The organism is Granulicella sp. WH15, from assembly GCF_009914315.1.
Classification (GTDB): domain Bacteria; phylum Acidobacteriota; class Terriglobia; order Terriglobales; family Acidobacteriaceae; genus Edaphobacter.
This window is the reverse complement of the sequence record NZ_CP042596.1, coordinates 2,234,653-2,254,472: the sequence shown is the minus strand read 5'-3', so window position 1 is coordinate 2,254,472 and position 19,820 is coordinate 2,234,653. Positions and strand designations below refer to the sequence as shown.

Annotated in this window: 18 protein-coding genes; 16 read left to right on the top strand and 2 right to left on the bottom strand. The window is 63.0% G+C overall.

Going from position 1 to position 19,820, the window contains the following annotated elements:
* Window positions 1-16: 16 nt before the first annotated feature.
* The 16 genes from recN (at window position 17) to FTO74_RS09390 (ending at window position 18,063) form a co-directional block, all read left to right on the top strand.
* A complete protein-coding gene (gene recN, locus FTO74_RS09465) occupies window positions 17-1,702 on the top strand; it encodes a DNA repair protein RecN (RefSeq protein WP_162537926.1) in 1,686 nt (561 codons plus the stop codon).
* 53 nt (window positions 1,703-1,755) lie between these two features.
* On the top strand, window positions 1,756-1,908 hold the full coding sequence (locus tag FTO74_RS09460) for a hypothetical protein (protein ID WP_162537925.1): 153 nt from the start codon (window positions 1,756-1,758) through the stop codon (window positions 1,906-1,908).
* Window positions 1,909-2,060: 152 nt separating this feature from the next.
* Window positions 2,061-3,065, top strand: coding sequence for a 4-hydroxy-3-methylbut-2-enyl diphosphate reductase (locus FTO74_RS09455; RefSeq protein WP_162537924.1), 1,005 nt, complete (start codon window positions 2,061-2,063; stop codon window positions 3,063-3,065).
* 39 nt (window positions 3,066-3,104) lie between these two features.
* Window positions 3,105-5,156, top strand: a complete 2,052-nt coding sequence (shc, locus tag FTO74_RS09450; RefSeq protein WP_162537923.1) for a squalene--hopene cyclase — start codon at window positions 3,105-3,107, stop codon at window positions 5,154-5,156.
* A 37-nt stretch (window positions 5,157-5,193) separates the two neighbouring features.
* Window positions 5,194-6,330 (top strand): adenosyl-hopene transferase HpnH, encoded by a 1,137-nt coding sequence (hpnH, locus tag FTO74_RS09445; RefSeq protein WP_162537922.1) that lies wholly within the window; start codon window positions 5,194-5,196, stop codon window positions 6,328-6,330.
* Between the two features lie 25 nt (window positions 6,331-6,355).
* Window positions 6,356-6,802, top strand: coding sequence for a hypothetical protein (locus FTO74_RS09440; RefSeq protein ID WP_162537921.1), 447 nt, complete (start codon window positions 6,356-6,358; stop codon window positions 6,800-6,802).
* Between the two features lie 146 nt (window positions 6,803-6,948).
* On the top strand, window positions 6,949-7,959 hold the full coding sequence (gene hpnA / locus FTO74_RS09435) for a hopanoid-associated sugar epimerase (protein WP_162537920.1): 1,011 nt from the start codon (window positions 6,949-6,951) through the stop codon (window positions 7,957-7,959).
* On the top strand, window positions 7,959-8,648 hold the full coding sequence (locus tag FTO74_RS09430; RefSeq protein ID WP_162537919.1) for a phosphorylase: 690 nt from the start codon (window positions 7,959-7,961) through the stop codon (window positions 8,646-8,648). The genes hpnA and FTO74_RS09430 overlap by 1 nt, the downstream gene beginning before the upstream one ends.
* A complete protein-coding gene (locus FTO74_RS09425; protein WP_174242221.1) occupies window positions 8,645-9,745 on the top strand; it encodes an alcohol dehydrogenase catalytic domain-containing protein in 1,101 nt (366 codons plus the stop codon). Before FTO74_RS09430 ends, FTO74_RS09425 begins: the two co-directional genes overlap by 4 nt.
* A gap of 226 nt (window positions 9,746-9,971) precedes the next feature.
* Window positions 9,972-10,163, top strand: coding sequence for a hypothetical protein (locus FTO74_RS09420; RefSeq protein ID WP_162537918.1), 192 nt, complete (start codon window positions 9,972-9,974; stop codon window positions 10,161-10,163).
* A 112-nt stretch (window positions 10,164-10,275) separates the two neighbouring features.
* On the top strand, window positions 10,276-13,200 hold the full coding sequence (locus FTO74_RS09415; protein WP_162537917.1) for a TonB-dependent receptor: 2,925 nt from the start codon (window positions 10,276-10,278) through the stop codon (window positions 13,198-13,200).
* A 207-nt stretch (window positions 13,201-13,407) separates the two neighbouring features.
* Complete coding sequence (locus FTO74_RS09410; protein ID WP_020713518.1) at window positions 13,408-13,635, top strand: hypothetical protein; 228 nt, start codon at window positions 13,408-13,410, stop codon at window positions 13,633-13,635.
* Window positions 13,636-13,730: 95 nt separating this feature from the next.
* On the top strand, window positions 13,731-14,894 hold the full coding sequence (gene ribB / locus FTO74_RS09405) for a 3,4-dihydroxy-2-butanone-4-phosphate synthase (RefSeq protein WP_162537916.1): 1,164 nt from the start codon (window positions 13,731-13,733) through the stop codon (window positions 14,892-14,894).
* Window positions 14,895-14,927: 33 nt separating this feature from the next.
* On the top strand, window positions 14,928-15,767 hold the full coding sequence (locus tag FTO74_RS09400) for an acetyl-CoA carboxylase carboxyltransferase subunit alpha (RefSeq protein ID WP_162537915.1): 840 nt from the start codon (window positions 14,928-14,930) through the stop codon (window positions 15,765-15,767).
* Between the two features lie 95 nt (window positions 15,768-15,862).
* A complete protein-coding gene (locus FTO74_RS09395; protein WP_162537914.1) occupies window positions 15,863-16,888 on the top strand; it encodes a CPBP family intramembrane glutamic endopeptidase in 1,026 nt (341 codons plus the stop codon).
* A 68-nt stretch (window positions 16,889-16,956) separates the two neighbouring features.
* Complete coding sequence (locus FTO74_RS09390) at window positions 16,957-18,063, top strand: hypothetical protein (RefSeq protein WP_162537913.1); 1,107 nt, start codon at window positions 16,957-16,959, stop codon at window positions 18,061-18,063.
* 1 nt (window position 18,064) lies between these two features.
* Here the strand turns inward: FTO74_RS09390 and FTO74_RS09385 are convergent, their stop codons facing one another.
* Together FTO74_RS09385 and pdxT are read right to left on the bottom strand one after the other, a co-directional pair.
* The gene (locus tag FTO74_RS09385; protein ID WP_162537912.1) at window positions 18,065-19,003 is read right to left on the bottom strand and encodes a hypothetical protein; all 939 of its coding nucleotides are present in this window, start codon (window positions 19,001-19,003) and stop codon (window positions 18,065-18,067) included.
* Complete coding sequence (pdxT, locus tag FTO74_RS09380) at window positions 19,000-19,587, bottom strand: pyridoxal 5'-phosphate synthase glutaminase subunit PdxT (RefSeq protein WP_162537911.1); 588 nt, start codon at window positions 19,585-19,587, stop codon at window positions 19,000-19,002. Before pdxT ends, FTO74_RS09385 begins: the two co-directional genes overlap by 4 nt.
* Between the last annotated feature and the right edge of the window lie 233 nt (window positions 19,588-19,820).

Below are 19,820 nucleotides of genomic sequence, written 5' to 3'. Positions count from 1 at the left end.
GTGAGGCGAAGCAGAGATGCTGCTGGAGTTGCGGGCCGAAAACTATGCTGTGATCGACCATGCCGTGGCCGAGTTTGGCCGTGGGCTGAACCTGTTAACGGGAGAGACCGGCGCGGGTAAGTCGATCCTGATCGATGCGCTGGCGCTGCTGCTGGGCGGCAAGGCATCGTCGGACTTTGTGCGTCATGGCGCAGAGCGGGCGGTAGTGGCCTGCGTCTTCGAGACGACGCCTGGGGCGCTGGCGGTGCTCGACGAGAACGGGATCGACTCCGAGGGTGATGAGATTCTGCTACGGCGAGAGATCACGGCCACGGGCAAGGGGCGGGTCTTCGTCAACAACCAGCCCGCGACCGTGGGGGTGCTGCGGCAACTGGCCCCGGAGCTGGCTCTGGTGCATGCGCAGGGCGAGACCATGGGGGCCTTCGACCAGATGCAGCAGCGGGTGTTGCTTGATCGGTTTTCAGGCTTCTCGCTAGAGGCGGTGGCGTCGGCCCACGCGGCTTGGCGGGAGACGCGGGCGCGGCTCGACACCATGCTCTCGGACGAGCAGGACCGGCTGCGGATGGCGGATCTATGGCGGTTTCAGAGCCGCGAGATCGACGAGGCGGGGATTGCTGGGCCGGATGAAGATGAGTTGCTGGAGGCCGAGAAGCGCGTGCTGGCCAACGCCGAGAAGCTATACGGCGCGGCAATGAACGCCTATGACCAACTGTACGAATCCGAGCACGCGGCGGAGACGACGCTGGGCGCGGCGCTGAAGCTCGTGGACGAGCTGGCGCGCTATGACGCCCGGTTTGCCGAGCCGGCGCAGCAGTTGGCAGCCGCCAAGGCCACGGTGGAGGATCTTTCGGCCACTCTGCGGGACTTCGCCGACGGGGTACAGGCGGGGCCGGAGCGATTGGCCGAGATTGAAGACCGGCTGGCCACGCTGGACCGGCTGAAGCGCAAGTACGGCCGGACGCTGGCCGAGGTGATCGCGTTTGGCGCGGATTCGGCGCGGCAGTTGGCTGAGGTTGAGAATCGCGACGCAGTGCTGGCCGAGTTGCGCGAGCAGGAGACGCAGCGGGCAGCGGCGTATGAGGCCGCAGCGGGCGAGTTGACGCTGGCTCGGACCGAGGCGGCGCGGCGGCTGGAGCGGCTGGCGGAGCGACAGATCAACGACCTGGCAATGAATGTTCGATTTGCGATTGCGGTAGAAGCCAAAAAGAATAGCTGGACGGCGCATGGCTGGGATGAGGTCGCCTACCGGATCGCGACCAACGCGGGCGAGCCTCTGAAGCCGCTCGAAGAGATCGCTTCGGGGGGCGAGATGTCTCGCGTGATGTTGGCCTTGAAGGTTACGGTGGAGGAGGGCGTCGCGTTGCGCGGCGGCAAGAAGAAGGCCGTGCTGCCCCGAACGCTGGTCTTCGACGAGATCGACATCGGTATCGGCGGGCGAGCGGCCGAAGCTGTGGGGCAGAAGCTGAAGACGCTCTCGAAGACCCAGCAGGTGCTCTGTATCACCCATCTTCCGCAGATCGCGGCCTTCGGGGATCAGCACTTTCTGATCGAGAAGAAGGAGGCCGGTGGCCGGACGCACACCAACGTCCGCCGCATGGAGGAGCCGGAGCGGGTGCAGGAGATTGCGCGGATGCTGAGCGGGGCGAAGCTCTCGGAGACCAGCGTGCGTCATGCACAGAGCTTGATTGAGGCGAGCCGGTAAACGCACACATCTCCGGGAGTACAGGCCGCATCCGAGTGCGGTAGAGGTGCCCTATGACCGACAAAGTCAAGAAGTGCGCACATCCGCTGTGTAGCTGTATGGCGGCTCCCGGCTCGAACTACTGCTCGAACGTCTGCGCCGATTCGAAGGGCATGACGTCGCTGGCCTGCGACTGCAAACATCCGGGATGCTCGGCGAAGCTGTAAAGGGCGGATCTTTTCCGCTTCAGATGAGAGCTGGACTTATCAAAATAGATGGTTTATAGGGTCAGCACCGGCTCCCCCGGAGGTGCCTGCCGAGGCACCAGTTTTGAGCCGGAATTGATGACCTCAGCAGGTTGAAGCGGTATACTGAGGAAGTGACAACATCAACCCTAGACCCCGTCGTCAGCCCGTCTGTTTCTGTTACCAAGCGTGTCCTCCTTCTCAAGCCTCGCGGCTTCTGCGCGGGCGTGGTGCGCGCGATCGATATCGTGCGTATTGCACTGGAGACGTTTGGTGCGCCGATCTATGTCCGCAAGGAGATCGTGCATAACAGCTACGTGGTAACCGATCTGGCGAAGAAGGGCGCGATCTTCGTCAATGAGCTGGACGAGGTGCCTGCGGGCGCTCGTGTGATCTACTCCGCTCATGGCGTCTCGCCCGCTGTACGTGAGGCAGCCAAGGCACGCGGCCTGAAGGTGATCGACGCGACCTGTCCGCTGGTGACCAAGGTGCACGTGGAGGCGATCAAGTTCGCCAAGCAGGGCTACTCGCTGGTCCTGGTGGGGCATCGCGACCATGAAGAGGTCGAAGGCACGCAGGGCGAGGCTCCCGATGTGACCCAGGTGGTCTCGACCGTGGAAGAGGTAGCAGCGCTGGTGGTTCCGGACCCGGACAAGGTGGCCTACCTGACCCAGACGACGCTCTCGCTCGACGAGGCGCGGTACATGATCGAGGCGCTGAAGAAGAAGTTCCCGAACATCGTCGGGCCGCACGCGCAGGATATCTGCTACGCGACGGAGAACCGTCAGGTGGCTGTGAAGAACGTGGCCCACGGCGCGGACCTGGTGCTGGTCGTCGGCTCGAAGAACAGCTCGAACTCTAACCGTCTGGTCGAGGTCTCGAAGAATCTTGATACGAACTCGTATCTCATCGATACGGCGGATGCGATCGACCCCGCTTGGCTGGATGGGGTGAATACGGTTGCGGTAACGGCTGGGGCCTCGGCTCCGGAGGTGCTGGTGAAGGACGTTGTCGAATACCTGCAATCCAGAGGATATGGAGATGTCGACGAGGTTGAGGTAATGCCTGAGAATGTTCGGTTTGGTTTGCCGCCGGAGATCGTTCAGGCGATTGCTTCTGCTCCAGCGGTCGCGCGGTAGTCCAGTCAGAGCCACAGAGTACAAGAGAGTTTGCCGTTCATGAGTGCAGTAAATCCTATCAATCCGGGGAATGAGCAGGCGGTGAATCCGTCGGCTAAGACGACCGCACAGCCACGGTTCGGCCGCATCGACTTGGGCTTGGACCGCGTGGTCGAGGGCATCGATCGGGCGCGCGACTGGCTGATGGGCCAGCAGCATCCGGACGGCTATTGGTGTGGTGAGCTTGAGGCCGACACCATGCTCGAGTCGGACTACATCTTCATGCATGTGCTGTTGGGAACGGGCGACCGCGGCAAGATGGAGCGGGCCGTCAACGAGATCCTGCGGCACCAGAACGAGGACGGCGGCTGGAGCATCTACCCCAATGGCCCGTCGAATATCTCGCTGGGCGTAAAGGCCTACTTTGCCCTGAAGCTGATGGGCTGGTCGCAGGACCACCCGGTGCTGGTGAAGGCTCGGAAGTGGATCCTGGCCAACGGCGGCGTCACCGAGTGCAACACCTTTACCAAGATCTATCTGTGCTTCATGGGCCAGTACGAGTATGATGCTGTTCCGGCTGTTCCGCCGGAGATCGTACTCTTTCCGAACTGGTTCTACTTCAATATTTACGAGATCTCGTCGTGGTCGCGGGCGATTCTGGTTCCGCTTTCGATTGCCTACTCGAAGAAACCGTTCAAGAAACTGCCGCCCGAGCAGGGGATCGACGAACTCTTCGTCGGCGGCCGGATGAACGCCAACCTGCACCTGCGCTGGGATAAGAACCGTCCCGTGGGCTGGCGGAACTTCTTCCTGGCTCTGGACCGGATCGCACACTGGGCTGAGCGCGTGCATATCCGCCCACTGCGTAAGATGGCGCTGAAGAAGGCTGAGAAGTGGCTGCTGGAGCGATTCGAGAAGTCCGATGGCCTGGGCGCAATCTACCCGGCCATGATGAACGCGATCATCGCGCTGAAGTGCCTGGGTTATGGCACCGATGACCCCCAGTTTATCCGGGCGATGGATGAGTTCGAGAAGCTCGGCCTCGACTTCCCGGAGGGCGAGCCGAACTATCCGACGCCGACCTTCCGGATGCAACCCTGTGTCTCCCCGGTTTGGGATACCGCCCAGGCGGTCTTTGCACTGGGCGAGGCTGGACTGGCCAAGGACGATCCGCGCATGGTGAAGGCGGCGGACTGGCTTCTCGACAAGGAAGTCCGACAGAAGGGCGACTGGGCCTTTACTGTGCCGAACATTGCTCCGGGCGGGTGGTACTTCGAGTTCAACAATGAGTTTTACCCGGATGTCGATGATTCTGCTCAGGTTTTGATGGCATTGAACGCCGTCAACCACCCCAAGGAGCGCAAGCAGATCGACGCCTCGCAGCGTGCGATCGAGTGGATCTTCGCCATGCAGTGCCGGAACGGCGGCTGGGCGAGCTTCGACAAGGACAACACGAAGAAGATCTTTGAGTACATCCCGTTTGCCGACCACAACGCGATGATCGACCCGCCGACGGTCGATATCACCGGTCGCATCCTGGAGATGTTGGCGCAGTACGGGTACACGCGCCGCGATCCACGGGTCGAAAAGGCGGTTCAGTTCTGCCTGAAGGAGCAGGAGTCGGACGGTAGCTGGTTCGGGCGCTGGGGCGTCAACTATCTGTACGGCACGTTCCTGGTACTGCGTGGTCTGGAAGCGATGGGTTATTGGAACCATGAACCCGCTATCCAGCAAGCGGCCGAGTGGATTCGCATGGTGCAGAACTCCGACGGTGGCTGGGGCGAGACCTGCGGCAGCTATGATGATCCGAACACACGCGGCATCGGGCCTTCTACTCCTTCGCAGACCGCCTGGGCAATCCTGGGGCTTCTGGCTGCGGGCGATACCCGCAGCGACTCGGTGGCCAAGGGAATTCGTTGGCTGATCGACAAGCAGATGGAGAACGGCACGTGGCCGGAGTCGGCCGAGGGCCGCAACGGCGAGGCTATCTATACTGGAACAGGGTTCCCGAGGGTCTTTTATCTGGCCTATCACCTGTACCGGGATTACTTCCCGCTGCTCGCGCTGACGACTTACCGGCGCGCGATGGAACGGGAAGCGGCAGCAGCTTAAATTTAGTTTTTGTTTTGGGTATTGAAGGAGAGACCGGATGGCAGTTCCAATCTCGCAGGCGTGGACCGTAGCGACTTATGTGTTGAAGCAGAAGCTGGCCGGGCGGAAGAAGTATCCGCTGGTGCTGATGCTCGAGCCGCTCTTCCGCTGCAACCTGGCGTGCGCTGGCTGCGGCAAGATCCAGTACCCCGCGCATATCCTGAAGGCTGAGCTTAGCCCCGAGGATTGCTTCAAGGCTGTCGAAGAGTGCGGGACGCCGATGGTGGCGATCCCAGGCGGCGAGCCGCTGCTTCACCCGAAGATGCCGGAGATCGTAGCCGGGCTGGTCGCGCGTAAGAAGTACGTTTATATGTGCACGAACGCGCTGCTTCTTAAAGAAAAGCTTCACCTTTTCAAGCCGAGCAAGTACCTCTCGTTTTCGGTACACGTGGACGGGCAGCGTGAACACCACGACTTCTCCGTCTGCCGTGAGGGTGGATACGATATCGCCATGGAGGGTGTGGCGGCGGCTGTGGCGGCGGGCTTCCGGGTGACGACGAACACTACCTTGTTCGACGGCGCCGATCCGAACAGCGTGCGCGCGCACTTCGACGAGCTGATGGTGGCCGGGGTGGAGAGCATGATGGTCTCGCCTGGGTATACGTACGACAAGGCCCCGGACCAGAACCACTTCCTCGGGCGTGCGAAGTCGCGCAAGATGTTCCGCGCGATCCTCTCGAACCGGAAGAAGAGCTGGCGCTTCAACGCTTCGCCCATGTTTATGGAGTTCCTGATGGGCAAGAAGGACCTGAAGTGCACGCCGTGGGGAATGCCGACCTTCTCGATCTTCGGCTGGCAGAAACCGTGCTATCTGCTGCAGGACGGCTACGCCGACAGCTTCAAGGAGCTGATGGAGACCGTCGAGTGGCAGAACTATGGCACCGAGAGCGGCAATCCGCGCTGCGCGAACTGCATGGTTCACTCGGGGTACGAGGCCAGCGGAGTGAACTACACGTTCGGCTCGATCAAGGGTCTTCTGCAAACCGCGAAGGCAATGTTCTCGCGCTATGACGACGAGGGTGCGCAGCGGATTCTGAACGACTGGAAGCCGGCGCAGCATGGTCCTCTGGTGCAGATCGGGACGGCTTCGGCGGCGAGTGCAAAGGGCGAGCTGCAGAGTGTCTCGGGCGATTAAGAGCAGCAAACCTTTAGGGAGAATCATGGCTACGGATCAGCAGGAATCGGCGAAGATCGAGCAGTTGGCGCACCACAATCCAGACGAGCTGGAGCATGCAGCCGGACGCGAGCGCGAGGTGCTCGAAGGCTGGGTGCCGGAGCTGGCGACCGAAGCCGAAGTGCGCGAGGCGCTCGAGAAAGCCTTCGACTACCGGGGCGATGTGACGATTACGCGCAAGGACGGCAGCAAGATCGAGGGATATCTCTTCGATCGGCGCTCGGGAACTTCGCTGGCGGACTCGTTTGTGCGCATCATCCCGACGACCGAGAAGACCAAGGTAAATGTGGCCTATGGCGATATCGCCGCGCTGGCCTTCAGCGGGCGGGACACGGCTGCGGGCAAGACTTTTGAGGCCTGGGTGAAGAAATACTGGGAGAAGAAGTCCGCAGGCGAGAAGAATATCCAGATCGAGCCCGAGAAGCTCGATTAGTACTTCGTACCGTTCTCGGGGCAATATGGGGAAGTTATCTTCTGAGGCCCTCCCGTTGGTCGGCAGCGAGCATCTTTATTCCTGACCAACGGGAGGGCCACGCGAAGCTTTGAAGGGCGTGTGAACGCCATCTCTGGAAATCAATTATGCAGGTCTTTCTAACCGGAGCCACCGGGTTCGTCGGGAGCCATGTTGCGCGGGCATATGCGGCGCAAGGGGCGAAGCTACGCCTGCTGACACGGTCTACGAGCAACCTTGCCGGGCTTGAGGGCCTGGGCGATGCCGAGACCGTCGTCGGCGATCTGCGTTCGCCCGAGGGGTTGCGGTCGGCGCTCGCGGGATGCGATGCGCTGGTGCACGTGGCGGCGGACTATCGGCTTTGGGTGACGGACCCGGAGGCGATGTACGCGGCTAACGTGACCGGCACGCGGGAGCTGCTGCGGCTGGCGCGGGAGATGGGGGTGCCTAAGGTGGTGTACACCTCGTCGGTGGCCACGATGGGGTTCAAGAAGGACGGGACCATCGTCGATGAGGCTACGCCGGTGTCGATCGAGGAGATGATCGGCCACTACAAGCGGTCGAAGTTTTTGGCCGAGCAGGAGGCGATCGCAGCGGCCAGGATGGGGCAACGCGTGCTCATCCTGAACCCGACGACGCCGATTGGGCCGGGAGATCTGAAGCCCACGCCGACCGGGCGGATCATCGTGGACTTTCTGAATAAGAACTTTCCCGCCTACGTGGACACTGGGCTAAACCTGGTGGACGTGGACGAGGTAGCGCGGATGCATGTGGTCGCGCTCGACCACGGGACTCCGGGGGAGCGTTACATCCTGGGCGGCGAGAATCTGACGCTGAAGCAGATTCTGGACCGACTCTCCGCCATCACGGGGCTGCCCTCGCCCACGATGAAGGTGCCCCATGCGGTGGCGATGGCGTTTGCCTTCTTCGACGAGAAGTTTACCGGCAAGCTGCGGGGCAAGGAGCCTCGGGCGACGGTGGAGGCCGTGCGGATGGGGCGAAAGATGATGTTCGCCAGCTCGGCCAAGGCGGTGCGCGAGCTGGGGTTTGAGGTGCTGCCGGTGTACCCTGCGTTGCGGGCGGCGGTGGAGTGGTTTGTGGCGCATGGGTACGCGCCGAAGTACGAGAGCAAAGCCTGATGGCGGCGTCTCCGGCGATCATCGCTGCTCTGCCGCGTGAGGTGAGCGCCCTGGTGCGGGGCTGGCGGGAGCACCGGCTTCCGGGCAAGGTTTTTGCATATACGCGTGACGGTGACGACGCGGTGGTGGCCTGCGCGGGCATGGGAGCGCTGCGGGTGACGCTGGCGGTGCAGGCGGCGCGGTCGCTGAAGCCGGTAACGGCGCTGCTTTCGGTGGGTCTGGCGGGCGCGTGTAACCCAAGGCTGCGGGTGGGGGAGATCGTCCGCGCCGGGGTGGTGGTGGACGCGCGCTCGGGCGAGCGGTACGACAGCTCGCAATATAGGCAGGTGCTGGTAACGGCGGATGTGATCGCCGGGATCGCCGAGAAGAAGCGTCTCTTTGCCTCGTACGCGGCCGATGCCGTGGATATGGAGGCGGCGACCGTGGCTCGGCTGGCACAGGGGCATGGGCTTGGGTTTCAGGCGATCAAGGTCATCTCGGATGAGGCCGAGTTCGAGATGAAGGAGCTGGGGCGATTCGCCACCAACGACGGGCAGTTTCGGGCGGGGGCCTTTGCGGCTTATGCGATGGTGAGGCCGCCGATGTGGGGCCGGTTGATCGCGCTTGGCGGCAACAGCAAGCGGGCGCTCGTGGCCCTGACCGTGGAGCTTGAGGCCCAGCTAGACTGGTATAGGAAGAAAGAAGGATGACAGAGATGCAGCAGGGAACGTTGCCGGAGATGATGGGCGCGGCGGTGTATCGCGCGGTGGATGAGGTGCGGTTCGAGACGATTCCGGTGCCGGAGATCGGGGCCGGTGAAGTGCTGGTCAGGATCGATACATGCGGCATCTGCGGGACCGACCTGAAGAAGATTCATACCGGTTCCCACTCGGCTCCGCGAGTCTTTGGGCACGAGATGGCCGGGACCGTGGCGGCGGTTGGTGAGGGCGTCGATGGGTTTGCTGTGGGAGACCGGGTGATGGCCTTCCACCACATCCCTTGTGGGGTTTGTTTTTACTGCCGCAAACAGACCTTTGCGCAGTGTGAGACCTATAAAAAAGTAGGGACGACGGCGGGGTTTGCGGCGGCTGGCGGTGGGTTTGCCGAGTACATCCGGGTGATGGACTGGATCGTCGGCGAGGGAGGCAAGACCGCCGGGCTGATCCATGTGCCGGACGATATTCCGTTCGAGCAGGCGGCGTTTATCGAGCCGGTGAACACCTGCTACAAGGCGGTGCTGGCGCTGAACCTGGAGGCCGACGATACCGTGCTGGTGATCGGGCAGGGGAGCATCGGGGTGATTCTGGCGGCTCTGGCACGGAGGACAGGGGCCACAGTGCTGACGAGCGATCTGTATCCGGAGCGTCATGCCGTTGCGGCTCAGTATGGGCTGGATCGGCCGATTGATGCGCGGGGGGATGTGGTCGGCGCGGCCAAGGCGGCGACCGACGGGCGCGGCGCGGATGTGGTGCTCGTGGCCGTCGGGGCGGATGCGCTGATCGCGGTGGCGATGGAGGCGGTGCGTCCGGGCGGGCGGGTGATGCTCTTTGCCAGCACGCAGCATGGGACGGCTGCATTCGATCCGGCGGCGGTGTGCATGGATGAGAAGACGCTGATGGGATCGTACTCGGCCTCGGTGGCGATCCAGCAGGAGGGAATTGACCTGGTGTTCGCGGGGTATCGCGATGGCTCGCTGGACCTGACGAAGCTGATCTCGCACCGGTTTGGGCTGGAGCAGTGTGCGGCGGCGGTGGAACTGGCATCGAACCCCAAACCGGACTCGATGAAGATCGTTCTGAAGCCTTAGTGCTATGGGTGAAACCCATGTTCCAGAATTGAGAGATGGGGCACCCAAAGCTGTGGTGGGTTAAAGAAAGTCCTCTTCATTTCAGATATGGGTGTCCTTCCTTTTGTCATGTAGGATGAACGCATCCGTGCGTTTTCAGCCTTCAACGACGAGAGTTCTGCTCTCCTTTGTGATGTTTATGTTGCTTGCCTTTGCTGTAAAGGAAGGGCCGCATCATCTGCATTGCATGGAGAGGGATCACGCCTGCGCGTTCTGCTCGGCTGCTCCGGCGATTCATGGGATGGAGCGGGCGCAGACGGTGGGTGTTGTTGCTCCTCCAGACCGGTGGGAGGTCTGCTCCGTACCTGCGGCGGCTGATGCGTCGGCCGCACCGGTGCTGCATAAAAACTGTATCCGTCCACCTCCTGTCCTCTCCTAGCTATGCCGTTCCGTCGAGTTATGCCTGCGGGCGTCGCTCCGGATTTGCCGCACGCTTTAGCTGATTGGGGAGAAGGATGATCGCCAGAGGTCTTCGCGCTGTCTTGTGCTTTATGTTGTGGTGTGGCATTGCCTCACTGGCGTTAGGGCAAGCCTCTGCCGGGATTCAGGGGCGGGTTACCGATCCGACCGACGCCGTGATTCCTCGTGCGGCGGTGACCGTGACAGATGCCGGTGGCGTGACTCGGAGTGCGGTGACCGATGGGCAGGGGCGGTACGGGATCGACCGGCTGGCTCCGGGCAGTTATACGATCCGAGTGGAGAGCCCGGGATTTGCCGTCTACGAGAGCGCCGGGAATACGCTGGCCGCAGGGGCCAGCCATCGCATCGACGTGAAGATGGCGGTAGAGAAGAACAACGAGAGCGTGAACGTCGCCGTGGGCGGCACCAATGCCGTGGACGTCGATCCGTCGCAGAACGCGGGGCAGTTGCTGCTGCGCGGGTCGGACCTGGACTCGCTCTCGGACGATCCCGAGGACCTGGCGAACGAGTTGCAGATGCTGGCCGGGCCAGCCGCCGGGCCGAACGGACCGCAGATCTTTATCGATGGATTCACCGACGGCATCATGCCCCCGAAGGCCTCGATTCGGGAGATTCATGTGAACCAGAATCCCTTTGCGGCGGAGTTCGACCGCGTGGGGTTTGGGCGGGTGGAGATCTTCACTAAGCCTGGGTCGGACAAGTTCCACGGGCAGGCTTCGATGGACTTCGGCAACCGTGCGCTCACGGCGCGGAACCCTTATTTGATTGGGCCGATCGTTCCCGACTACCGGCAGGAGATCTACGCCGGAAACCTGAGCGGGCCGCTCTCAAAGCGAGCGAGCTTCTTTGTCGATGGGCAGGGGCGCGTGACCGATGAGAACGCCGTCCTGAACTATACGCAGCTCGACGGCGGGCTGAACCCGCAGGCGGTGAGCACGGTGCTGGTCACGCCGTCGCGGCGGTACTCATTTGCTCCTCGGCTGGACTATGGGCTGACACCGAACCATACGTTGATCGTGCGCTACTCGCTGGCCGGGATTATGGCGCAGAACCAGGGGCTGAACCCGCAACTCTTCGACCAGGCCTCGCAGGCCTATAGCACGGACGAGGTAGACCAGAACGTGCAGGTTAGCGAGTCGTCGGTGCTGGGGGCCTCGGTGCTGAACAATGCGCGGTTTCAGTTCTACAGCAACCACCTGAGCCAGCGCGGCGTCAGCTCAGCGCCGGAGCTGGATGTGCAGGGCGCGTTTACAGCGGGAGGATCGTTTCCGCTGAACTACACGGACCGCGACCGCTATGAACTGCAGAACTACACGACGGTGGTGCACGGGCAACACACCATCGAGTTCGGCCTGCGTTGGCGCGGCGACTGGCTGCGGGAGGATTCGACGGCGAACTTCAATGGGCGCTACATCTTCTCTTCGAGCAGCTCGGGGAACAGCGCGGGGCTGACGGCACTCGAGGTCTATCAGCAGAACCAGCGGCTGGCGGCGCAAGGGGTCTCGCAGGCGGATATCGCCGCGCAGGGATTTGGGCCGACGCAGTTTCTGCTGACGACGGGGCAGGCGCTGGTCGGCGTGAGCCAGTCCGATGGCGGCATCTTTGTGCAGGACGACTGGCGGGCGCGGCCCAACCTGACCATCAGCGGCGGGCTGCGGTACGAGATTCAGAACCACGTCGCGGACTACAGCAACGTGGCTCCGCGTGCGGCGATCTCGTGGGCACCCAGCACGCACGGCTGGCTGGCCAACACGGTGCTGCGGGCGGGCAGCGGCATCTTCTACGACCGCTTTACCTCGGACCTGATCTGGAACGCCACGCGGCAGGACGGCGCGCACCAGACGCAGTACATCGTGCGCAACCCTGCGTTTTATCCGGAGATTCCGGACCCGGCGGCGCTGGCGGGGCAGGCCTCGACGAAGGCTACCTACCAGTTCGACCCGGCGATGCGGGTTCCGCGCATGGTGCAGACGGCGGTGAGCCTGGAGCGTAACTTTGCCCATAACACCTCGCTGGCGGTGACCTACACCAACTCGCGGGGATGGCACGAGCTGAGGACGCTGGACATCAACGCTCCGACCGCCAGCTCGGTCGACAGCCAGGGCAAGGCCGTGGGGCCGAGGCCGTACGGCGACGCGGCGGGCGATATCTACCGCTATCAGGCAGGCGGCGTCTTCCGCCAGAATCAGTTGATCGTGACCGTCCACTCGACCATCAACTCGCGGCTGAGCTTCTTCGGCTACTACGTCTACGGGCGCGCCATGAACAATACGGACAGTGCGGCGAGTCTGCCGAGCAATCCCTACGACCTGGAAGCCGAGTACGGGCGGGCGGCCTTCGACTTCCGCCAGCGTGGCTTCGTCAGCGGCAATATCGCACTGCCGCTGCGGGTGCAGATGTCCTCCTTTGCGTTTTTGCAGTCGGGGATGCCCTACAACATGACCTCCGGCGTCGATACTAATAACGACGGCAACCCCAACGATGACCGGCCCGCCTTTGCCCAGAATCTCGCTCGGCCGAGCGTCGTGACCAAGGCCGGGTTCGGCTCGTTCGACACCTCGCCGCTGAGCTTGGCGAACGCTGTAATTGTGCCGCGTAACTCGCTGGGCGGGCCGGGGATTCTCTCTCTGACCACGCGGATCAGCCGGACGTGGTCGTTTGGCCGGGCGGGCAAGGGAGTCGGGGTCGCCGGTGGCGATGAGATTCGCGGCGGCGACTCGATCCGTAACGGCGGGCTGGGCGGCGGATCGAATCAGGCCGGGATGGCCGGGGTCTTTGGCGGAACGGCGACGCGGCGGCCCTATAACCTGACCTTCAGCGCATCGTTTCGGAACTGGCTGAATAATGTAAACCCGGCTGCTCCCATCGGGAACCTGAGTTCGTCTTACTTTGGACGGTCGCTCGCGCTCAATACCTTTGGACCGCTGCCGGGGGCCGGTCCGAACGCCGGGGCTGGGAATCGACATATCGAGCTTCAGGTGAAGTTTGGATTTTAATGGTTCATCAAGCCTGGACCTGTCCGGAAACAGTGCCAATAGCGTCTTGTCGAGGAATCATGGCGGCACATTACAGCTTGATTTGCGGGCTAAACCCTAGTAAACTATGAAATTGTGGAGGAATGCTGTTCCCTGATTTGAAAGAACCATATTGGTTCGAAGGAACAGACCCTCCCATCCTGTGAATTCAAGGACAAGAGATCACCTATGGCAAAGCGTCGTGGAAATCCAAACTGGGGCAAGCCCGAGCCGATTGGCCCGGTGGTGCCGACCGTCACCTCGTTTGAGCAGGTCGTAAAGGAGTTCAAACTGACTCCGGACCAGTACATCCGTTCGACCCGCCTGCGCGAATGGGCCCGGAGAAACAAGAACTCGAAGTACATCCCTGAAGCGCTGCTTGAGGCCTGGGGATTCGAGATCGAGTCGACCCTGTAGACGATGGAGTGATAGAGACGCCGCCCCTGAAAAGGCGGCGTCTTTCTGCGTATGAGCGTACTCTAATCGAGCAGAGTTCGATTCTCAGAGGATTTATGGCACAGGATACGAAGAAGTTTGCCGCGGTAGAGGATGCGGTAGCGGCGATCCGCGCGGGCAAGATGGTGGTGGTGGTCGACGACGAGGACCGTGAGAACGAGGGCGACCTGACGCTGGCGGCAGAGTTCGTGACACCCGAGGCGATCAACTTTATGGCGAAATTCGGCCGCGGACTGATCTGCCTGACCTTGACAGAGGATCGCGCCGATTATCTGCGGCTGGGGCCGATGACGCAGGACAATACCTCGCGCTTCGGAACGGCGTTTACCGAGAGCATCGAGGCCCGCGAGGGCGTGACGACGGGCATCTCAGCGGCGGACCGGTCGCATACGATCAAGGTGGCCATCGACCCGGCCTCGACAGCGCGGGACCTTGCCCGGCCTGGGCATGTATTTCCGCTGCGGGCTCGCAAGGGCGGGGTGCTGGTGCGGGCGGGGCAGACTGAGGCGTCGGTGGACCTGGCGCGGATGGCCGGGCTGATTCCGGCTGGGGTGATCTGCGAGATTATGAACGAGGATGGGACCATGGCGCGGGTGCCGGACCTGGTCGAGTTCTGTGCCGAGCACGATCTGCTGATGGTCACGGTCGCCGACCTGATCCGCTATCGCTTGCAGCATGAGAGGTACATCCACCGCGTCGCCGAGTCGATGCTCGAGACCGAGCACGGCGAGTTCCGGATGATCGCGTACGAGAGCGAGGTGGAGGGCGACGAGAGCCATGTGGCGCTGGTGATGGGCGATGTGACCGCCGACGCCGTGGTGCCGGTGCGCGTGCATACGCACTCGCTGGCCGAGGACGTCTTCGGGCTGGTGAACTCGGATGGGAGAGCGGTGATCGACGCTTCATTGCGGATGATCGCCGAGGCTGGCCGGGGGGCGCTGATCTATCTGCACAACGGCACGCGCGGCTTTGGCATCGACCGGACGGTTACCCCGCATCGTATTCTGTTCCAGCGCGACCAGCGGGTTCGGGAGCGCGACGACCGCAACCAGCGCACGCTGCGGCAGATCGGGCTGGGCGGGCAGATTCTCTCGGACCTCGGCATCCGCCGCATCCGCCTGATGACGAACACGCCGACGCACGTTCCGGCTTTGCAGGGATTCGGTATCGAGATAGTGGATCAGGTGCAGATTCCTACAGGCCAAACGATCCGGCGCTGAGTTGGCCTCGGATCGCATACAATCGGAAGGTCTATGGCAGAACAAGAGTTGAGCAAAAAACAGTCGGCGGTTCCTGAGGCCTGGGTCCGTACTGAACTGGCACGCGATCCGCAGCGTCCTTATCCGATGGACTTTATCGAAGCACTGTTCACCGACTTCAGCGAGATTCACGGCGACCGCGCCTATGGCGACGACGCCGCTATGAGTTGCGGGATGGCCCGGTTCCACGGCGAGGCTGTCCTGGTGATCGGTAACCTGAAGGGCCGGACCCTGAAGGAGCGGGTGGCACGCCGCTTCGGCAGCCCGGAGCCGGAGGGCTATCGCAAGGCGCTGCGTGCGATGAAGATCGCGGAGAAGTTCGGGCGACCGATCTTTACGTTTCTCGATCTGGCGGGAGCCTTTCCGGGCATTTCGTCCGAGGAGCGCGGCCAGGGCGAGGCCATCGCCCGCAACCTGCTGGAGATGTCGCGCCTGCGGGTGCCGACGATTGCCACCATCACGGGCGAGGGCGGCTCGGGCGGTGCGCTGGCGCTGGCGGTCGCGGACCGGGTGCTGATGCTCGAGAATGCGATCTACTCGGTGATTTCGCCGGAGGCCGGTGCGTCAATTATGTGGAAGGACGCAGGTAAGAAGGTGCAGGCGGCCGCGGCGCTGAAGTATACGTCGGATATGGCGAAGAAGCTGGGGTGCGTCGATGAGGTGGTCGACGAGCCGGTGGGGGGGAGTCAGGCCGACCCCGCTGCCGCCATCGCGGCGCTCGACCAGCGGCTACAGTTTCATCTCGCCGACTTGCGAGGCGCCTCGCTTGAGGCGATGCTCGCGGCTCGATACCAGAAGTTCCGGACGATGGCTCAGTTTTATACCGTTGCCTGAGTACTTCCGTCTAATCACAGTATTTAGGATCTGATTCGCCAGGTTATCCATTAGGGAGGGAGGTGCCGTTGCCGCAGTTCGATTCACATTCTCCTGTGCCTCCTCCCCCGATCCCCACGCCCCGGTTCTTCAGCCTGGTGCTGACCGGCACGGCGCTGCTCTGGGCCATGGCCTCGGGCTCCATTGCCGACCGCTCCGCGCGCGGGGTGACGATGCGGCTGGGGCTGTACCTCTTCAATCCGCTGCTGACCGAACTGTTTCTCCTCTTCCTGCTGCTGGTGGGATTCTGGATGCTGGAGCGGATCTCGAGCCGGAGTGGCTCTATGTCGTCGATCCTGACTCTGCCGCTGCGTAAGGGCTGGAGTCGAGAGTGGGCGCTGGGCGCGGCGGCCGGCTGGGGGATGATTCTGGCGGCGACGCTGCCGGTGCTGCTGTCGGGCAATCTGCATGGGCGGATGGCGCTGGCGAGCAACTCCTGGGTGCTGATCCCGCTGGGGCTGGCGACTCTGGCCGTCTCGACGCTGGCGCAGGAGGTGGTCTTTCGGGGCTATCCCTTCCGGCGGCTGGTAGATGCGGTAGGTCCGACCTGGGCGAGCCTGCTGCTGTCGTTGCTCTTCGCTCTGGTGCTGGTGCGGCAGAATCCGCCGCGGCATATCGGCACGGCGATGCTGGTCGAGATTGCGTTCGGGCTGGTGCTCTCGATGGCCTACCTGCGGACGCATGGGCTTTGGCTCTCGTGGGGGCTGCACTTTGCTTACTGGGCCGTCGCCGGGCTGGTGCTTGGGCTGCCGATGGCTGGGCATACCGAGTTCACCTCCGTGATGGCGACCTTCGCGACCGGGCCGCTCTGGCTGGGCGGGGGATCGTTTGGTGTGGACGGCGCGAGATTTACCCTGCTGGTAATGGCAGCGGGTTTTGCGGTGGTCTTTCGGCTGACGCGCTGGTACGCGTGGGAGTACACCCATGCCCCGATCGTCGCCGGTGGATATGAGGTGACGGTGGCTCCTCCGCCCGCGCACGCCGCGATGGAGAAGCAGGCAGCGGCGGCTCCTCCGCCGCTGGTGCAGATTCTTCCGGCTACGCCTCAGGGGCGGTCGGTCGAGGATGAACCGCTCTCGTAAATTTGCAAACAAGCAGTTGCTAAAACGGCGGAACAGGCGCAAGCTGTTTGCAAATCTGAGGTGCGGACATGGGAGACCTGACGCGCGGATTCACCTTTAGATCGGCTGTTCTTCCTCTCACGGCAATTTGCACTTTTTTTACCGCTGCATCAACCCGGGCGCAGGTCTTCACGGTGGGCGAGAAGACTGCGATGGCCGACGTCAGCACCGAGTTCACCCCCACCCGTGTAGCATTGCCCGAGACCGGCATGACCGAGCGCGGTCGCAGGGAGTTGATCCGTAATTTCGAAGCCGAGCAGGGCTTTGCGCATCGCGCGCTGCCCCTGGGAGCCTCCGGGCTGACCCTGATCGCCAACGGAAAGCTGACGCCGGGCGGCGATGAGTACAGGCATGTTCTCTATGAGAAGGGGCAGTCGGCGGGGCCGGGAGATCGCATCGTCGTTACGGGGCTTGAGATCAAGGGCGACCGGATCGTCATCGACCTGAACGGCGGCCCTTATGTGAAACACCGTTTTCTGCGGCATATTCAGATCAACGACATGCCGCTGGCCTCGAACTTCGATGTGCGGGCGACTGGAGCGCGGGTCACGCTGATCTTTGAGGGCGGTGTGCCGGAGGTCTCGGCTCCCGAGGTGAAGGCGCTGCTGGAGCCGGTGCTCGACTTCGGCGTCAAGACCGGCGAGCAGGCCTACGCGGATACGCTTCCGGCCCCGATGAAGAACGCGATTGCCTCGCACGAGGTACTGGTGGGGATGAATCGGCGCATGGTGCTGGCGGCTCTGGGGCCTCCCGAGAACAAGCTTCGGGAGCACGGCGGCACCGACGGCAGCGGTATCAAATACGAGGAGTGGATGTACGGGCACGCGCCGCAGACGATCCGGTTCGTTCGTTTTGAAGGCGATAAGGTGACGCTGGTAAAGATCGCGGAGATGGGGAAGTCGATTGAGGTGCACGACCGGACGGAGGTAGCCGGGTACGTCGATCCTGGGCTGACGCGGGAGATCGCCGAGGGGGATGTGAAGCCCGATCCGGATAAACCTGCCGCAGCTCCCCCCTCGCTGCGCAAACCGGGAGAGAAGCTGCCGGAACAGGTAAACCGGAGCGGGCAGGTACAGATGCCGGTTTCGGGGCAGGGTGGCGGAATCGCGCCGTTGCCGGAGGTTCCGGGCAAGTAGGTTACTGATAGATCGGGCAGGGGGTGGTCATGTGCGGTCTATCCCAGCAGGGAGTGACGGCCTTGGCCGCATTGATGACCTGCAGGCTCTCCTGCTCGTTGGCTGCGAGCGCCGCGACGCGGGATTTCGTGTCGGCGAAGAGGTCAGGGGGAAGATCGAGCTGCGGCAGCGAAAGGATGAGGCGCGAGCGGACGGAGGAGTCATCGGAGTTGAGGTAGCCAAGGAGCGTCTTGTTGATGAGGAGGCTCTGGTTGGCGTGGGTGGAGACCGCGTCGATCAGGCTGGCACGAGTGTCGGCGGTCTGGTCGCGGCGGCGCAGGTAGCTGCTGACGGCGGTGGCCGCCGCATCAGGGACAGGTCCGAGGCCGAGGAGCGCCTCGACGACGGCCTGCCCGGTGGTGCCGACTGAGTTGTCGAGCGCGAGGTAGGCGCAGAGGATCGCGTAGTCGAGCGGCGGCGGGTTGGGGATGAAGCCGCCGAGGACTGCGGCAGCGAGCAGGCGGTTGGTCTCGGACTCGTCGGTGAGGCGCGCCCCGAAACGGGGAATGGCCGGTGCGAGGGCGCGGGCGACCTCCGGCTTGAAGGCACTGGCGAGTACTGGGACCGGGACGGGAGTTGCGTTGGCCGGGCGGGAGTTCTCCGGGGCTTTGGGCTCGGCAGTTGGCGGAGCGGCTTCGAGGCCAACGAGGGCGGTCAGGGTGTAGGCGCGAACGTCCTTGTCGGGGGAGTCGATGGCTCGGAGGATGAGGGGAACGGCGGTGGCGAGGTCGCCTGGGGTGGGCTGGGGCTGGTCGTTAGCTGCGAGTATCTCGTCGGGCGTGGGGCTGTGCCCATTGTCGAAGCGCTGGAGTAGTTCGGTGAAACGGGTCGTAAGTGTCTGAGGCTCCTGCGCGAGGGCCTGGGTGGCGAGAAAAACAAGGGCTAGCGCGAGGAGTCTCATCTGGTATTTTGACGGATCAGATCCAGAAAGAGTTGGTGGACGCGTGGGTCGGCGCTTAGCTCGGGGTGGAAGGTGGCGGCGAGTAGATGTCCCTGGCGGACCAGAGTGGGGTCTCCGTTGCGGGTGGCGAGGGTTTCGACCTCCGCGCCGATGCGCGAGATACGGGGGGCGCGGATGAAGACCATCTCGAGCGGGCCTCCGGGGAGCTTTGTCGGCTCGGTCAGGATGGCAGAGTCGTTCTGACGGCCGTAGGCGTTGCGCTCGACGGCGATGTCGAGCACGCCGAAGGATTGCTGGGCGGGGTTAGAGACCTCCTTGGCCAGCAGGATGCAGCCCGCGCAGGTGCCGAAGGTGGGATGGGTGCGGACGAAGGCGTTGAGGGTGTCGTAGAAACCTGCCCGCTCGAGGTGTTTGAGGAAGGTGGTGGACTCGCCACCGGGGATGATGAGGCCGTCGAGGCCGGTAAGCTCTTCGGGCTTGCGGATGAGGCGGGCTTCGGCTCCTAGCTCGCGCAGGCGCTGGGCGTGGATGTCGTATGCGCCTTGGAGGGCAAGGACGCCGATGATGAGGGGGGTATTGGACACGATGAGGTTATTTTAGTGGAAAGAGATACGCGTAGCGTCCAGAACCGCACGAAGTGCCGCCCGCCCGGCGTGAGGGCGCTTTTGTTGTTGCTTTTGAATCGAGGTGAAAGTTGAAGAAAGCATACCTCGGGGCTAAAGCCCGGACCTACCCCAGAAGCAACAGCAAGAACAGAAGCAGATTCCTCCGCTTCGCTCCTGAATGACAACCAAGAAAACAAGCAACAGCAATGGCA

Coding starts and splice junctions, on each gene's coding strand:
- recN (WP_162537926.1), top strand. CDS start 17: ATGCTGCTGGAGTTGCGGGCCGAAAACTATGCTGTGATCGACCATGCC.
- FTO74_RS09460 (WP_162537925.1), top strand. CDS start 1,756: ATGACCGACAAAGTCAAGAAGTGCGCACATCCGCTGTGTAGCTGTATG.
- shc (WP_162537923.1), top strand. CDS start 3,105: ATGAGTGCAGTAAATCCTATCAATCCGGGGAATGAGCAGGCGGTGAAT.
- hpnH (WP_162537922.1), top strand. CDS start 5,194: ATGGCAGTTCCAATCTCGCAGGCGTGGACCGTAGCGACTTATGTGTTG.
- FTO74_RS09440 (WP_162537921.1), top strand. CDS start 6,356: ATGGCTACGGATCAGCAGGAATCGGCGAAGATCGAGCAGTTGGCGCAC.
- hpnA (WP_162537920.1), top strand. CDS start 6,949: ATGCAGGTCTTTCTAACCGGAGCCACCGGGTTCGTCGGGAGCCATGTT.
- FTO74_RS09430 (WP_162537919.1), top strand. CDS start 7,959: ATGGCGGCGTCTCCGGCGATCATCGCTGCTCTGCCGCGTGAGGTGAGC.
- FTO74_RS09425 (WP_174242221.1), top strand. CDS start 8,645: ATGACAGAGATGCAGCAGGGAACGTTGCCGGAGATGATGGGCGCGGCG.
- FTO74_RS09420 (WP_162537918.1), top strand. CDS start 9,972: ATGGAGAGGGATCACGCCTGCGCGTTCTGCTCGGCTGCTCCGGCGATT.
- FTO74_RS09415 (WP_162537917.1), top strand. CDS start 10,276: ATGTTGTGGTGTGGCATTGCCTCACTGGCGTTAGGGCAAGCCTCTGCC.
- FTO74_RS09410 (WP_020713518.1), top strand. CDS start 13,408: ATGGCAAAGCGTCGTGGAAATCCAAACTGGGGCAAGCCCGAGCCGATT.
- ribB (WP_162537916.1), top strand. CDS start 13,731: ATGGCACAGGATACGAAGAAGTTTGCCGCGGTAGAGGATGCGGTAGCG.
- FTO74_RS09400 (WP_162537915.1), top strand. CDS start 14,928: ATGGCAGAACAAGAGTTGAGCAAAAAACAGTCGGCGGTTCCTGAGGCC.
- FTO74_RS09390 (WP_162537913.1), top strand. CDS start 16,957: ATGGGAGACCTGACGCGCGGATTCACCTTTAGATCGGCTGTTCTTCCT.
- FTO74_RS09385 (WP_162537912.1), bottom strand. CDS start 19,003: ATGAGACTCCTCGCGCTAGCCCTTGTTTTTCTCGCCACCCAGGCCCTC.